We start from the raw sequence: 15,499 nt of genomic DNA, 5'->3' as shown, positions 1-15,499 counted from the left end.
ATGATAACAGGGAAAGAAATAATATGATTTCTTTCCCTGTTTAGATATGATATAATTTATATCAAAGTGAGGCATAAATGGTTTCGACGCCAGACTTCGCTTCTAGAATTTAATGTTGAAGAAACGGTCTGACTTCTATGTCGGGCCTTTTTTCATGCCCCAATTAGAAAGCTAGCTTTCAGCTAGAGGTCAATCACTTTGCTGCCATGATAATGGTCGCCACAAGTATGCCAAAGGAAATCATCAACGATAGCACTTTGAATGTACTCATATTGATCACCGCCAATCTCTAGAAGATTAGCAAAGGCTGGACCCATTTAGAGGCCTCAAGTTCAATATAATGTTGTGAATAATAAAAGTAAATAGATTAGAGGTTCCTAATAGTCACCTAGGTGACCAATAGGAACCTCTTTCGTTTTGTAATTAGTTCGGGGGAATTAACAGTATCTTTTATGTAGACCTCGTTTGCCGTATATTTTTAAGATTATAGCAATAATTGTATTTAATACAAATAGAAGAGCAAAGCATACTAAGGCTGTAGTATAGCCATATCCTGCTTCGTGAAAGTATGATACGAGCATGGGCCCAACGATGCCTGCGAATCCCCAAGCAGTTAGAATGCGGCCATGAATAGTGGAGAGTTGGCGTATGCCATAGAGGTCTGCGAGATATGCTGGCATACAGGCGAATCCGCCGCCATAGCAGGTGATAATGAGAAGAATTAAAGCTTGGAATGTTAGAGCATTATTGGTTTCGGCAAGTATGTAGAATGCGATGATTTGTATAATAAAGAATAGTATGTAAGTTTGTGCACGGCCAAAGTAGTCGGAGATAGTAGACCACGCAATGCGACCTCCACCATTGAAGATACCGATGATACCAACTAGTGATGCAGCTACTGCAGGTGTCATACCAATGGTTTCTTGTGCCATAGGGGATGCTAAGGATAGAAGACCTATACCACAGGTAATATTAATAAAGAAAATCCACCAAAGGGCACCAAATTGCCAAGTTTTCATAGCATCATTGGCTAGCATACCATGGTTGTGAACGTACATAGTGGATTTATCTTTCGTAGTTCGAGGTGGTTGTTTTGGTTGAGGTGCTTTCAAATAGAGAGAAGAGGCGCCCATAACCACTAGATAGATTACGCCGAGGATAATGAAGTTATTTACTAATCCAACTTGAGCTACGAGGAATTGCATAAGTGGTCCTGCAATGAGTGAAGCAAATCCAAAACCCATAATGGCTAACCCGGTGGCAAATCCTGGGCGATTTGGAAAGTATTTTACCAGTGTAGAAACTGGTGTTATATAACCAATACCTAGTCCGATACCACCGATGATACCATAGAATAGATAGAGTAAGGTAAGATTATGGACACTAAGTGCATAAGCAGTACCTAATAGGCCTGCCACCCAGAATAACATAGCAAGAAGGCCGCTTTTCTTGGGACCTATTTTTTCTGCAAAGGATCCTAAAAAGCCTGCAGACAGTCCAAGCATCAGGATAGCTAGGGAGAAGGTCCATGTTGTTTGAGACATAGTAAATCCCATATCTGTCATAATAGGTCGTGTGAGCACGCTCCATGCGTACACACTACCGATGGATATATGCAGACCAATGGCAGCTAGTGCAATAAGCCAACGATTTCTCATAAGAAAACTCCTTTCATATCGGTGAAATGATTAAAAATTTATATAGCAAATTTGCTATGAGAGAACAAAAAAAGACCGCCTGAACAAAAGCTTGCCCAGACGGTCGGCTATCACACGATGTGCGCTACTGTGCATGTAGTCAATTCTACGAATCCGTCAGCCCAGTAGTAATATATTATAAATATAGCAATTAAGAGGATATCTTGTCGATGATATAAGTCACTATCGTATGCACCATAAACATTTGTAATTGAAAATAGGGAAAGAAATCCTTTGATTCCTTTCCCTATTTAGATATGATATAATTTATATCAAAGTGAGGCATAAATGGTTTGGACGCCAGACTTCGCTTCTAGTAAGTAAAATTGAAGAAACGGTCTGACTTCTATGTCGGGCCTTTTTTCATATAATCTCTCACCGCCAATCTCTAGAAGATTAGCAAAGGCTCAATATTATAATAGAATAGTTTCACTATGTTACAATACATATAAGATAATAGTTTTTAGGGAGAGGGAGACTCATATGAAACGTTGTATTACATTACTAAGCTTAGGTTTGTGTTTAGCAATACCAATGCTTTCACAAGCTAGCGATATAAATCCTGTTATGCATGTTACGAATGTACATAATGGTCAATATGATGCGGCATTAGATGCTATTACAGATATCAAGTTTTATGGAACGTATCAATTTCGAGTATTAAAGAATGCTATCGAAACGCAGGGTGAAACGAAGGACATTGATGGTAGGGTGTTTAGAACCTCTGATGGGGTATTTATGCATGTAAAGGCTAGATCTATCGATAGTACGAGTTCCACGTTAGATGCTGAGGTTAATGAGATTGTTAAAGATAGGACGGTTCCTGAACCTACCGTAAAGATGGTATTGCCTGTTAAGCATGATGTAATAGAGGTCAATAATGATGGTGTGCGTAGTTTGCTAGCCGAATTTATGTATGGCTGGCCATTACATAATAGGACGGATATGGTATTAATTACTGATTATGAAGATACTCGTTACTATTATAATTTGCAGTTTTATAGAGACAAGCTACCTGAAGGTATTCGCATTGAGCAGTTGCGCCAAATGATTATGGATGCGCAATTTAGTTATAAATAAGTGATATCTAATTAGCACAATATAGTTATAAATAAAAGAGGTTCCTAATGGTCACAGGAGTGACTTATAGGAACCTCTTTTGTTGTGTAAGTAATTTACATGAATTTGTTATAAGATTATATTACTTATAAGTGTGTTTTTTGATTCGTGGTGGTTTTATATGTTTTACAATTACGATAGATATAGCAATTGTAAAAGCTATCAAAAAGGATTCTTTTGCGAAGCTAATGGCAATAGTTTCTTGTCCCATTAGCATATAATAAATGGATCGATAAAAGCTGAGCCCTGGTAGTAAAGGGAATAAGCTAGTCATTAGGAAGACTATAGCAGGGCATTTCCGTTTAACAGCCAATATTCTTGATGCTATGGCGATGATAAAACCACTGATGAATATGGAGAGCATAACATTAGACTGTAGTGAAGATAATGTTAAGAACAAGAACCATGAGATAAATCCTAATATTGTACAATCGATAAAATGTTGTTTAGCTACACGGAATAAGATTGCAAATGCTGTAGTACCAATACCAGCCATTATACTACGCATAAACATAGAGGTTAAGGAATTAGTATCTAAATTAGAGGTATAAAGAGGAATCATTTGTGTGTTGAAGAGTAGTGATTGTACTACTGCGACCCCTACAGCCATTGAAATACAGGTAAGTAACGCGCCCATCATAAGGGTTATTCCTGTATTATAGTTATTCTGGCTATACTCTCTAATAGCATTGACGAAAGGAACTCCGGGAACAATGTCAATCATGGCTCCTAGTAATATAACTGATAGGTTGGAGCCTAATTCAAAGTGGATAAAGAGATTACCCAATAAGGCTATTAGAATACTACCTAAAATGGTAATCAATACATCAGAGCTAAGTATGCGTTTAATCGTACACATATAGACGCCTAATATTAAGCCTATAATACCTGCAATTATAGAGTCTGTTATAGAACTACCAATTGCATAGCTAAAGCCCGAAGCTCCTAACGTATAAGCTACTAATCTCCAAAAAAAAGAATAGTCTGACATGGTATCAATTTGATTAAGTTCACTTTCAATCTCCTCAATAGTAATATTTTTTTGTGTGATACGTCGGGAGAGAGCATTAACAGATTCAATTTTACTGAGGTTAATATCGACTTCAGGAACATTATAAATACGAGTAATTTCAGTTCCATCAGCTTTCTTAGCAGTTGCAAAAATACCTCTATTGGATACGTAGGCTTCTAAATCTTTAAAATTCATAGCTCGTGCTATGTAGTTCATGGTATCCTCTGTACGACTGATTTCGGCGCCACTGCTAAGTAGTATTTTTCCAGCTTTTAGTATAATTTCTAATTCCACACCTGTCATTATTTCCTCGTTGTTCATTTTACTTCATTGTTATTTATATTGGACTTTTTGATAGGTCTATCTTTAGAAGATTCAGTTGATTTTGATTCTTCCTGTTGTTCTTGTAGAATATTGATATTTTGATGTATAACTTCTTCGTCTATTGAGAGATGCTCTTCTACATAGTCTTTTAGCTCTTGAACTGTTTCCGTATTTGAAAGTATTTCTTTTGCTTCATTATGAATATCTTCTTTAAGAGATTTTGTATCTGCTTGACTAATATCACCTAATGTATGGAATAGTTCGCGTTCTTTTTCTGAAAGATTTTTGTGAGGACTATGTTTTTTTAATGATAAATGGAGCATCTTTCTTCGGAAGAGTTTTTCCATAATGATATCTTTACGATCACGGAGCCAGCCATAAATAAGAATAATTAGGAGTAATAGTCCCATATAACCGAGAATTGGGTAGAGGATACTAATCAAATCTTTAAAACCAAAGAAACTACATATATATCCTATGATTACTACAGAAATAATAACAATTCTCATTCTTTTTGTACTGCCGTTGGCAAAACGTCTAGCAATAGAATAAAAAAGAGAGAATGCTGTATTAAAAATAAGTGAAAAGACTGTGATTGCATATATATATGCTAGCCAAGGATGAATTTGATTGGCAATAGCAAGAATCGGCAAATCTGCATCTTTTACTGTATCTAGATTTGCAAAAATAGAGATAGCAGCTATAAAAACAACTAATCCGACTAATAGGCCACCACGAGTGCCACCTTTTTCTGCAATACCAATACGAACAACAGAACCACCTAAAATAAAGGCCATAGAAACAGCTGTCATAGCACATAGAGAATAATAATTAATGACAGAAAACCATACATTGCTTGTGGCTGGTTTGATTGTGTGAGCTATAGCCTCTAATGTAGTCCAATCATGACTTTTACCAATAAAAGAGTAGCCTGTAATGATGAATATCATAACAATCATGATAGGAGTAAAAACACCTAAAACATTGGTTATTTTGTCAAAGTTCATAAATGATACGGTTATGATTAAAAGTGAGCAAATTAATCCACCAATCCAAAAAGGAAATCCAAATTGTTGTTCTAAGTTTGAGCCTGCGCCAGCAATCATAACAAATCCCATAATAAAGCTACCAGCGATTAGTACAAAATCAAGTATTCTTGTAATAATAGGATGGGAAATCTGTGTAAAAACTTCTTCATGATTGTCTGCACGATAGTAGCTCCCCAAAGAAAGCATGATTTTACCAAATGCGGCATTTAATAGACCTAGTAATAGAACACCAATAAGACCTATTTGGCCAAAACTTATAAAATATTGTAGAAGATCTTGTCCACTCGAGAGTCCTGCACCTACAATAACACCTATGTAGGCAAATGCAATTTTCCATGATTGTTGCATTATATTTTCCTCCTTTCAAATACATAACTTAGTATACGAAATAATATTATATCATACTAATGATTCAATTGATGGAAATCTTACTGCCAATCTCTATAAGATTAGCTAAGACTGGACCTATTTATAGGCCTTAAGTTCAATACACTAACTATTGAATTGACGGCGTGTCCATGTGAAAGCACTGCCTCATAAATGTAATATATATCACATTTTTAAGGCGATAGATTGAAAATATTATCTATGCGTAAAAAATATAATGTAAAAATTGAAATAAATTAGAAAAAATAAAAGAAAAACCGCGAAAAATGATGGATCTAATATTTTAATTCCCATTTTTGAGCGGTTTTAAGATGTAAATCGTTTAATTTATATGAATTTGTTATAGATTAATGATTATAACTTTGTACCTTATTTATTTAAGTTTTCCACAATGCTTAGAATATCTTCTGCTTTACGAGCAATGTGTGTTACGCCTAATTCTTGGTGGAGAGATTCTTCTCTAAAGCCCCAGGTAACACCGATACATAGTAGTCCAGAGTTTTCTGCAGTTGCTACGTCAACTTCAGAGTCACCTACATAAATAGACTCTTCTGGTGTAGAGCCTAGTTCTTTTAAGGCTTGGAGTACCATGTCTGGTGCTGGTTTACGTCGTAAGCCAGGTCTTTCACCAATAGCAACAGGTAAGCGATCGCCAAAGTACTCTTTATTAAGTGGCGTTACACCTTCTTGGATTTTGTTAGATACGATAGCTAATTTATAGCCTTTTTCACGCAATGCATCAAGCATAGCTAAGATGCCAGGATACGGTGCTGTAGTATCTTTTAGATGTTCTCCGTAGTAGGTTTTGAACTCCTCAATGTATGGTTCTAATTCATGATCTGCTACAGAACTTGGTAAACATTGACGCATTAAGTATGTTACTGCATTACCAAGAGCGGCTTTTACTTCTGTTAGAGATTTTTCAGGGAAGTTATGTGTACGTAATACATGATTTACTGCGTTAGCTAAATCTGTTGCAGTATCAAGCAATGTGCCGTCACAATCAAAAACGATGGTTGTATATTTCATGGGGACCTCCGATGTTAAATCAATATGTACTTTATAAGTATATGATAAATATGGAGAAAATCAAGAGAATAGCCGTATTTGTTACTATAATTGTGTTACAATAATAGCAGTATTAATTACAGCGTATAGGAGGCGTAGTATGACTGAAATACAAGCTCTTTTATTGATAAAATCTATTCTCGAATCCGCAGATATTCACGGCATTGAAAATATTCTAGCCGAGGATTGCGAGTACATGTCCATAGGGCGTGGTATTATTGGCCGCAATCGTAATGAAAGTATTGAGTTTTTATCCTCTATGACTGAGTCTATTAAGGCTGATAATGTGCCTGTTACGTGCAAGGTGATGCATATTACCGATGTGTATGAGGAGGATGCGCTATTCCATGAGGGCCGTCATGGTTTGACTGTTTCTTATGAAAGCGGCGATAACTATGTGTACATGATTTTTGTAGATGTAAATGATGAAGGCCTTGTAGACCGCATTGTATCTAGCCAGGAAAACTATAGTATTGAGTATGATGATCTTCGTTTTGGCGATGATGAAAGTGAGTATGCTTTTATTTCTGCACCAACTACTGTGAAAGATTGGATTACAGCCCTCAGCATGTGGCTTGAAACAGCGAATGTCGATGTGGATGATTTTTATCAGTACATCGATGAAGACACACGTGTTGTATTCCAAAAAGGCGATGCTGAATCCATCACCCTTGAAAGTGGCCTTGATGTAGAAGATTACTTTGATCAGCTCATGAACCAACACTTTGATGCGGTGCCTCATATCATTCGCGATGAAGAAGATGGCCTTATTTTAACCTATGGTCCTATGAGTGCCATTGCAACCCTCAATGAAGAAGGCGGACTAGCGCTTATTAGTATCTATATTGACACACGTGACGAAGATGAAGCCACTGATGAAGTTGGCTATATTGAAGAAGAACTAAGCAAAACAACAACTCTTGAAGAAGATTTATTTTAATTAACTCTATCAGTAAAATGTACTATACTTAGTCTAAATATATATGGTTAGCGAGATACTACCAGTTAAAAGTATTATGTTTAGTCTAACTACATATGATTAATGAGATACTACCAGTTAAAAGAATTATGTTTAGTCTAACTACATATGGTTAATGAGATACTACCAGTTAAAAATATTATATTTAGCCTAAAAATATATGGTTAGCGAGATACTACCAGTTAAAAGTATTATATTTAGCCTAACTATATATGGTATAGAAATATAAAAAACTACCAGTTAATTTTACAATGTACAGAATAGGTCATCTGTTATTAACGATCTAGTTTCAGTACAATGTGTTTAACTGGTAGTTTTTGTGTTAAAAATAAATATTTTTAACTGGTAGTATCTACAAAATGAATGTAGTCAAGGTAATTAAAATTACTTTTAACTGGTAGTATCTCTAAAATAGATATATGTAAGAGAAACAAAAGCTTTTCTACATTTCATCATTGTCTTTAATGAGTCCAGCTTTTTTCTTTTTCCAGTAGGAGTAGTAGAACGGCAAGATTATGATACAGCCGCCTAGACCCCATAGTAATTGGTTGGTTTGGGCTTGGGCGAGCATCCATAGGGATGTGCCGATAGCGATGACTGGGATTAAATAGCCTCCAGGGATTGTGTAGGATCGAGCTTTGTCTGCCCATTTACGACGGAAGATAATAACAGCCAAACATGTTGGTAGGTATTGTGTAAAACGAGATACTGCGCTGATAGCTGCTAGAGTTGTAAAGGAACCAGACCATGCGAGTAATACACTAGCAATGGCAGTAACGATCGCTGCTACATATGGTGCATTGTAACGATTGCGTTTTGCCAAAGCACTTGGTAGCATGCCATCTTCGGCCATGGATGTAGCTACACGAGGTGCATAGTAAGCTTCAGCAAAGTTGATACCGCCCATAGAGATTAGGGTACCTACTAATACGATATACATGCCAACAGGACCAACGATTACATTGAATGCATCTTGTACTGGAGCTTTAGTATTCGCTAGATCTGTACCAAGTACACCAATGGATACGGCAAGGATTGCCATGTATAGAACGGATACGAGAAGCATACACATGATAATAGCACGTGGTAAATTCTTCTTAGGATTTTTCATATCCTCTGCAGCAATGGCAATAACTTCAAACCCTGTATAGGCAAAGAATAGAAGAACCGCGGCTTGAGCAAATGATCCATCTACATATACGTCTTGAGGGAAGACTGGTGTAAAGTTAGCTCCATTAATGAAGAAGATACCAATCGCAATGAATAGAGCAAGAGGGACCAGCTTAGAAATGGTAATTAAGTTATTAACGAATTTAGATACGTTAACACCAAAGATGTTTACAATGGTAAGACCTACAATCAAGATAAATGAAATGACATCCTTTGCAAAATCACCACTTAACGCTGGTACGGCAGCACCTAGTGCGGTAGCAAAGCCAACGGCCATGGCCGCCCAGGCAATAACGGTTACAATCCATTTTAAAACGCCTACTTCAAAGGCCCAAAAGTCACCTAATGCGTGTTTTGCATATAGATAAGGGCCACCATTACGTGTAAATAGGCTAGCTGCCTCTGCAAAGCAAAGGGCGATACAGCCTGCAATAACGGCGTCAAATAAAAGGACGCCTAAACTAGCTGAACCAATTATAGAATACGCTTTGTTTGGTAGTAGGAAAATACCGGTCCCTACAATACCATTGATGCCTAGGAGTACAATACTCCAAAAGCCAAATTTTCCTGTTTCTTTCATATTAAAACCTTCCTACTATTTAGTTTTATTATCTCGAGCTGCTTTTACAAAAGAAGCAAATAAACGTTTTGCATTTTCATCGTTTTCAGACATCATTTCCGGATGGAATTGGCAGGCTACTAACCAAGGATAGGAGGCGTCCTCTAAAGCCTCTACAGTACCATCCTTAGCTCTAGCTACCACTTGTAATCCTTTACCAACGTGTTTTACTGTTTGATGATGGTGAGAATTTGTAATCCATGTAGAACGGCCGATAGCACTAGCCAATTTGGACTCAAACTCAATGTCTACTGTATGAGTTCCAAGAGATGGGGTTTGGTTTTGTGAATGTTTAATCGTACAGTTTTCGTCATACTTTAAATCTTGGTATAAAGTGCCACCGCGATATACGTTTAAGATTTGGATGCCTCGGCAGATACAAAAAATAGGGATTTGTTTTTCTTCTGCTGCTTTCAGTAACGCAAAATCAAATTGATCTCGTTCGGGAAATACGTCACCTAGACCTTGTAATGGTTCTTCACCGTAATTTAGTGGAGATACATCATGGCCACCAGATAATAATAGGGCATCTAGTTTTGCTACTGTTTCGCGAGCCACGTCAAGATTTTTAGTGAATGGAATAATTACTGGAATGCCACCAGCTTCTTCAATAGAACGTGGATAGTCTTGATTTACGTAGGAACGTAATAAATCTACGTAAGCACCACTAGTATCTCGTAAGATATTGCCTGATACACCAATGAATGGTTTTGTCATAATATCACCTCTTATGTGTAAAAATTTGTACAATTAGTATAGTTTAAGTATATCAAATATTCGTGAATAAATAATACTATTATTGTAATTAATTATAAAACTTATACATTCTAAAATATGTTAACATTGTTACATTTTCTGAAATTCATATTAGTTTTATAGGGATAATTATATTCGTATCTGTTTTGGTAAAAACATGGTATGATAGATTACGAATAAACTGTACGGGAGGTTTACTATGGTCTTTCTTACATCCTTACAGAGCATTATACCAATTGTACTGCTTATATCGTTGGGATATATATTAAAAGGGCGAGGAATGTTTCACCCTATATTTAGTGGTAATCTATCTAGATTTATCATGTCTGTTGCCTTACCAGCCGGTGTTTTCATATCTGTATTACATCATCTACATACATCGGATTTATGGAATTTACGATATGGGATGCTAGCTGTTACATTAACCTATGTAATTACCTATATCGTTGCTTTCATCATGATGAAAGTACTAAAAGTACCTCGAGGTAGGCGTGGCATTTTTATCAATATGGTCGTTAATGATAACTGCTTGTTCATTGGATTGCCAGTGCAAATTGCACTCTTTGGTCAAGATGCACTACCATATTTCTTGTTATATTATATCGGTAACACGATTTCAGTATGGATGGTAGGGGTATTCCTTATAGAACTAGATCCACTGCCCAATGCCGAATTAGGTTTTAATAATAACAAAGCTGATGGTATAAGTAATAGCAAATTAGCTACAGAAACAAAGCGGAAACAGTTTAAATTTGATTTGAAGAAGTTATTACCTCCACCATTACTAGGCTTCTTTGTAGCATTGATATTCTTATTCTTTGAAATTCCTTTAGCACCAATTTTGCATACTACATTGAATTACTTAGGTGATATGGTAACACCATTATCCCTGATTTATATTGGTATTGTACTTCATGATGCGGGACTTAAGAGTATGAGCCTCAATAAGGATTCTATTGGTGGTATCGTAGGGCGATTTGTTATCTCTCCAATTATTATGTTCTGTGTCATTATGGCACTACAATATGGTGCAGGCATAGTTCTAGAACCTATTGCTATCATAACCTTTGTAGCACAATCAGCAGGACCTGTTATTGCCGTCTTGCCAATTGTGGCTAATGAATCAAAAGCTGATTTACCATTTGCTACAGGGCTCGTTATGATTAGTACCATACTCTTTGCCGTAGTTATACCAATTATTATGGAAATACTTACGATGATAGGAATAACAGCATAAACAAAAGGTCTGACTGTATAGTCAGACCTTTTTCTTTGCCTATATTTTTTTCTATACAAGTAAAATTGATGAAATATAAAATAAGTGTTAAAATTATAAATAAACATATGTATTTAAGGAGAGAGATATGAAGTTAAGACGTTTGTTATTGTTGAGTTGTATTGGCTTTATGGGGGCTATAGGAATATCTCAGGCCATTGATGTTAACATTCCTGGAGCTCGCCCAGATATTGCGAAAGAAGCTTACCAAGAATATCGGATTCAAGGAGAATTCGCTAAGAAGGTTGATGACTACCAAGAGTCTGAGGTTAAAAAATGGGCACAACATGAGCCAAATTATGATAATAAAAAATTAGATGATGATATTTATTTTGTACAAGAATTGACTAGAGCAATCCATCATTCTAGGACTGTATATATTATTACAGATAATGGGGCGGATATTAAATTTACAGGCTCGAAAGAAAGTATAGTAGGTTGGTCTATTGATCCTAAACATATGGATAAGGCTACTATTAAGAGTGTTGGAGGAACTATTAGTGCCGTATCTGATTTTAGATATGAAACAAGACAACAGCCTAAAGGCTCTAAATGGGAAGATACAAATATAGAATATGCTAATTTAAATAAATCTCTTTTACAGAATACCTTGAATGAGAGATTAGAAAAGAGAAAAGATTCGGTTCGATTTGTAGATGGCGATGTATTTACTTATCCTGGACTTGAAAAAGCAACATGGGATGTAATCGGCTTTGATGATCATTTGGTTGTGGGGACAATCAATTTTACATTACCGAAAACACCTAATCTTTCTTATCATATTGGTCAATCCCTTAATAAAGATATTATAAAAAATTATATTAAAGATGATACTCAACGTTCCATCTCAGATACAATGGGACCTTTGGCTAATTTTGTTTTACCTTCTATTAAGCCAGCTAGTGATGTGTTAGCATATACTGATCCAGTTCATTTAGGACCTTATACATTTAGGGTATTAAAAAATAGTAAATTCAAGGAACATGAGGTTATAGGCCCAGCTGAATATGATATTTATATGTCTGGACGTATTAAAGCTGTACTTGGTAAGCAACCATTTATAAAAGGTGCTAGTGTTGAAAAACAAAATATTTTATATAGCTACTTACGGTCTGTTGTTAAAAAACAAGGTTTACAAGGTCATAAACGATTACAGTATGCCACAGTTTGGAATAATGGCGTTCCAGGATTATACTTTGAAGTTACCAAGGATAAAGGAACTCTTTTAGGAATGGTGTTATATGATAATCAGTATCTATATACCTATTATTTATATAAACCTCATGATGTTCATGTAAGTAATTATAAATTGCGAGATGTGGTTCAATATGTAGGTGCTAAACATAGCAAAGAGTGGAATGATAAGGCTTTTGTGGGTATAGGTATTTCGCCTATAATGTTAGACGTACTACAAACAAGTCCTACTCTTAGAGATATTGTAAAAGATAAAAAAGCACATAATGATAAGAAGTAATACAATAAAAAAGATAGCGTAAAGTGAGTAGCGTCAAAAAGAGGTTTAACACTTGAGTGTTAAACCTCTTTTGTTATGCTTATCTAAAGAATCTACCGATGAGTGGCATGCTTGCACCGTCGTTTTTATTAAGTCCTTTTAGAAGAACCATGATAATAACGTAGAGCAATAAGCCTTCGATACCAGTGAGTATGAAGTTAGCCCACATTGGTAAGACATCTGTTAAATAGTGGTAACTCATAAAGATGAGTATACCCATAACACCGGCACTGACCACGTTTTTCCAAAGTAGGGAAATATCGAGGAAGTAGCCTGTGTATTTTTTGATGTAAATCAAGTTAAGTAACGCTGCAAAGCCAATATCAGCAACGGTTGCCCACGCAGCACCACCGATACCAAGCCATGGGATAGCTGTTAATGTCCAGTTAAGGATGACCTTGATAACTAGAGCAATGCCCATATTAATTACAGGAATACGCGGTTTGTTGAGACCTTGTAAGATACCGGTTGTTACTTGGTGTACACCGAGGAAGAAGATAGAGAACGCAGTGATTTGCGTAGCTAATTCTGCCTTAGGAGCATTATAAATCAAGGTAACTGTTGGCGCAGCAAGTACATACAATAGCACTGTAAATGGTACAGTAGCCATGAATGTTAATCTCATAGAACCTGCAGTACGGTCATAAATACCTTCATGATCGCGTTTGGCAAAGGCATGAGAGATAGCCGGTACGATGCTTGTTGCAAGGGCTGCTGTAATGATGGTAGCCAAGTTGATGAGCGGTACCGCCATACCTGTAAGGTAACCGAACAGTTCTGTTACCTCGTTCATCGGGAAACCAGCATCTAAGAGTCGACGTGGTACGATGAGCAAATCGAGGTTGGCTGTTAATGGCAACATGATACTTGCCAAAGAAATTGGAATGGACAATGTTAAGAGTCGTGACAAAATTTCTTTAGCTGATTCACGAGGACCATCGTAGCTTTCACCAGTGCTACTAGCCTTAGGCAATTTGTAGTAATAGTACAAGAGCACTAGGAAGGCACCAAAGGCACCTACGCCAGCACCTAAGCTAGCACCACCTGCAGCAGCTGGTAAACCATAAGGTAACAAGATAGCTGCAGCACCGAGCATGACGATAACACGCAATAGTTGTTCTACGATTTGGCTGACCGCCGTTGGCGTCATCATTTCATAGCCTTGGATATACCCGCGGAAGCAGGAAATCCACGTTACAAAGAATACTGCCGGAGCGAGCGCGATGATAGAGTAGTAGGCACGGCTTTCAGCAATGAGACCACTAGAGATCAACCAATCTGCACCAAAGTACATGGCGAGGCTGGCGATAAAGCCTGTAATGGTTAACATTGTAAAAGATATATTGAATACTCTCTTAGCACCACCAAAGTCGTGTAAGGCTAATCGTTCTGCCGTCAAAATAGAGATGGCAATCGGCACACCTGCGCTCGAAATTTGTAATAGTAACAAATAGATAGGAAAGGCCATCTGGTAGATACCGATGCCTTCACCACCCAAGATGCGAGATAGAAGAATCCAGTTAATACTACCGATGGCTTTCACTACGAAACCGGCAATGGTTAAAATTAAGGTTCCTTTTAAAAATCCACTAGCCATTGATTATAGTTTGTTGGAAGAACCCAATACATTTTTAATTTTGTGAGCTACCATGCCTTTAATAGCATCACGAGCAGGTCCTAAGTATTTACGAGGGTCAAATTCGGATGGATTTTGAGCCAAGTATTCACGTACAGATGCAGTCATAGCAAGACGAAGGTCTGTATCGATGTTGATTTTGCAAACTGCCATTTGAGCTGCTTTGCGAAGCATTTCTTCAGGTACGCCTTGAGCACCAGGAATGTTGCCACCAAATTCGTTACATTTTGCTACGAATTCAGGCAATACGGAGGATGCGCCATGCAATACGATTGGGAAGTTAGGCAACAATTCGCCAACTTTTTTCAAACGATCGAAGTCGAGGTAAGGATCGCCTTTGAATTTGTAAGCACCGTGGCTAGTACCAATAGCAATTGCTAAGGAGTCTACGCCTGTAAGATGTACGAATTCAGCAGCTTGTTCTGGATCTGTGAATCGAGCATCTTTATCAGATACGTTTACATCATCTTCAACGCCAGCCAAACGGCCTAGTTCTGCTTCTACTACAACGCCATGAGCGTGAGCATATTCAACAACTTGTTTAGTGATTTTTACGTTTTCATCGAAATCATGGTGAGATGCGTCGATCATAACGGATGTGAAACCACCATCTACACAGTCTTTACAGATTTCGAAGGAATCGCCGTGATCAAGGTGAAGAGCGATTGGTAAATTGCTGTCTTCAAGAGCTGCTTCTACGAGTTTTACAAGGTAAATATGTTTAGCATATTTACGAGCGCCTGCAGATACTTGCAAGATAAGAGGGGATTGTTCCTCTTTGGCTGCATCTACGATACCTTGTACGATTTCCATGTTGTTTACATTGAAAGCGCCAACAGCATAGCCGCCTTCATAGGCTTTTTTGAACATTTCTGTAGTAGTAACTAATGGCAT

At 37.1% G+C, this 15,499-nt stretch carries 13 protein-coding genes; 4 read left to right on the top strand and 9 right to left on the bottom strand.

Going from position 1 to position 15,499, the window contains the following annotated elements:
• Window positions 1-193: 193 nt before the first annotated feature.
• On the bottom strand, window positions 194-244 hold the full coding sequence (locus VRHSUH10_RS09600; RefSeq protein WP_353511575.1) for a hypothetical protein: 51 nt from the start codon (window positions 242-244) through the stop codon (window positions 194-196).
• A gap of 193 nt (window positions 245-437) precedes the next feature.
• Entirely contained in the window at window positions 438-1,658 is a 1,221-nt protein-coding gene (locus tag VRHSUH10_RS02895) for an OFA family MFS transporter (protein ID WP_105089373.1), read from the bottom strand.
• A gap of 522 nt (window positions 1,659-2,180) precedes the next feature.
• Between VRHSUH10_RS02895 and VRHSUH10_RS02890 the strand changes: the two genes are divergently transcribed.
• The gene (locus VRHSUH10_RS02890; RefSeq protein ID WP_105089372.1) at window positions 2,181-2,777 is read left to right on the top strand and encodes a hypothetical protein; all 597 of its coding nucleotides are present in this window, start codon (window positions 2,181-2,183) and stop codon (window positions 2,775-2,777) included.
• 121 nt (window positions 2,778-2,898) lie between these two features.
• Here the strand turns inward: VRHSUH10_RS02890 and VRHSUH10_RS02885 are convergent, their stop codons facing one another.
• The 3 genes from VRHSUH10_RS02885 to VRHSUH10_RS02875 form a co-directional block, all read right to left on the bottom strand.
• Window positions 2,899-4,131: a threonine/serine exporter ThrE family protein gene (locus VRHSUH10_RS02885; RefSeq protein ID WP_105089548.1), complete on the bottom strand. Its 1,233-nt coding sequence runs from the start codon at window positions 4,129-4,131 to the stop codon at window positions 2,899-2,901.
• A 14-nt stretch (window positions 4,132-4,145) separates the two neighbouring features.
• On the bottom strand, window positions 4,146-5,549 hold the full coding sequence (locus tag VRHSUH10_RS02880) for a hypothetical protein (protein ID WP_105089371.1): 1,404 nt from the start codon (window positions 5,547-5,549) through the stop codon (window positions 4,146-4,148).
• Window positions 5,550-5,957: 408 nt separating this feature from the next.
• Entirely contained in the window at window positions 5,958-6,617 is a 660-nt protein-coding gene (locus tag VRHSUH10_RS02875; RefSeq protein ID WP_105089370.1) for an HAD family hydrolase, read from the bottom strand.
• 139 nt (window positions 6,618-6,756) lie between these two features.
• On the opposite strand from VRHSUH10_RS02875, the gene VRHSUH10_RS02870 reads away from it, so the two are divergent.
• The gene (locus VRHSUH10_RS02870; RefSeq protein WP_105089369.1) at window positions 6,757-7,596 is read left to right on the top strand and encodes a hypothetical protein; all 840 of its coding nucleotides are present in this window, start codon (window positions 6,757-6,759) and stop codon (window positions 7,594-7,596) included.
• 481 nt (window positions 7,597-8,077) lie between these two features.
• Here VRHSUH10_RS02870 and VRHSUH10_RS02865 read toward each other — a convergent pair whose 3' ends face one another.
• Together VRHSUH10_RS02865 and VRHSUH10_RS02860 are read right to left on the bottom strand one after the other, a co-directional pair.
• Window positions 8,078-9,385, bottom strand: coding sequence for an APC family permease (locus tag VRHSUH10_RS02865; RefSeq protein WP_105089368.1), 1,308 nt, complete (start codon window positions 9,383-9,385; stop codon window positions 8,078-8,080).
• Window positions 9,386-9,400: 15 nt separating this feature from the next.
• Complete coding sequence (locus tag VRHSUH10_RS02860; protein ID WP_105089367.1) at window positions 9,401-10,141, bottom strand: gamma-glutamyl-gamma-aminobutyrate hydrolase family protein; 741 nt, start codon at window positions 10,139-10,141, stop codon at window positions 9,401-9,403.
• Window positions 10,142-10,379: 238 nt separating this feature from the next.
• Between VRHSUH10_RS02860 and VRHSUH10_RS02855 the strand changes: the two genes are divergently transcribed.
• On the top strand, window positions 10,380-11,417 hold the full coding sequence (locus VRHSUH10_RS02855; RefSeq protein WP_105089366.1) for an AEC family transporter: 1,038 nt from the start codon (window positions 10,380-10,382) through the stop codon (window positions 11,415-11,417).
• 127 nt (window positions 11,418-11,544) lie between these two features.
• Window positions 11,545-12,930 carry a hypothetical protein gene (locus VRHSUH10_RS02850; protein ID WP_105089365.1) on the top strand — a complete coding sequence of 462 codons (1,386 nt, stop codon included), beginning with the start codon at window positions 11,545-11,547 and terminating at the stop codon, window positions 12,928-12,930.
• Between the two features lie 79 nt (window positions 12,931-13,009).
• Here VRHSUH10_RS02850 and VRHSUH10_RS02845 read toward each other — a convergent pair whose 3' ends face one another.
• Window positions 13,010-14,566 carry a polysaccharide biosynthesis protein gene (locus VRHSUH10_RS02845; RefSeq protein WP_105089364.1) on the bottom strand — a complete coding sequence of 519 codons (1,557 nt, stop codon included), beginning with the start codon at window positions 14,564-14,566 and terminating at the stop codon, window positions 13,010-13,012.
• 3 nt (window positions 14,567-14,569) lie between these two features.
• Window positions 14,570-15,499 (bottom strand): class II fructose-1,6-bisphosphate aldolase, encoded by a 930-nt coding sequence (gene fba / locus VRHSUH10_RS02840; protein ID WP_105089363.1) that lies wholly within the window; start codon window positions 15,497-15,499, stop codon window positions 14,570-14,572.

Source organism: Veillonella sp. T11011-6 (genome assembly GCF_002959755.1).
GTDB lineage: Bacteria > Bacillota > Negativicutes > Veillonellales > Veillonellaceae > Veillonella.
This window is presented reverse-complemented; position numbering and strand designations above follow the sequence as displayed.

What these genes read in the sequence shown, in the direction of transcription:
- VRHSUH10_RS02880 (WP_105089371.1), bottom strand. Translation starts at nt 5,549, where the DNA reads ATGCAACAATCATGGAAAATTGCATTTGCCTACATAGGTGTTATTGTA.
- VRHSUH10_RS02865 (WP_105089368.1), bottom strand. Translation starts at nt 9,385, where the DNA reads ATGAAAGAAACAGGAAAATTTGGCTTTTGGAGTATTGTACTCCTAGGC.
- VRHSUH10_RS02850 (WP_105089365.1), top strand. Translation starts at nt 11,545, where the DNA reads ATGAAGTTAAGACGTTTGTTATTGTTGAGTTGTATTGGCTTTATGGGG.
- VRHSUH10_RS02875 (WP_105089370.1), bottom strand. Translation starts at nt 6,617, where the DNA reads ATGAAATATACAACCATCGTTTTTGATTGTGACGGCACATTGCTTGAT.
- VRHSUH10_RS02890 (WP_105089372.1), top strand. Translation starts at nt 2,181, where the DNA reads ATGAAACGTTGTATTACATTACTAAGCTTAGGTTTGTGTTTAGCAATA.
- fba (WP_105089363.1), bottom strand. Translation starts at nt 15,499, where the DNA reads ATGCCATTAGTTACTACTACAGAAATGTTCAAAAAAGCCTATGAAGGC.
- VRHSUH10_RS02855 (WP_105089366.1), top strand. Translation starts at nt 10,380, where the DNA reads ATGGTCTTTCTTACATCCTTACAGAGCATTATACCAATTGTACTGCTT.
- VRHSUH10_RS02895 (WP_105089373.1), bottom strand. Translation starts at nt 1,658, where the DNA reads ATGAGAAATCGTTGGCTTATTGCACTAGCTGCCATTGGTCTGCATATA.
- VRHSUH10_RS02845 (WP_105089364.1), bottom strand. Translation starts at nt 14,566, where the DNA reads ATGGCTAGTGGATTTTTAAAAGGAACCTTAATTTTAACCATTGCCGGT.
- VRHSUH10_RS02885 (WP_105089548.1), bottom strand. Translation starts at nt 4,131, where the DNA reads ATGACAGGTGTGGAATTAGAAATTATACTAAAAGCTGGAAAAATACTA.
- VRHSUH10_RS02860 (WP_105089367.1), bottom strand. Translation starts at nt 10,141, where the DNA reads ATGACAAAACCATTCATTGGTGTATCAGGCAATATCTTACGAGATACT.
- VRHSUH10_RS02870 (WP_105089369.1), top strand. Translation starts at nt 6,757, where the DNA reads ATGACTGAAATACAAGCTCTTTTATTGATAAAATCTATTCTCGAATCC.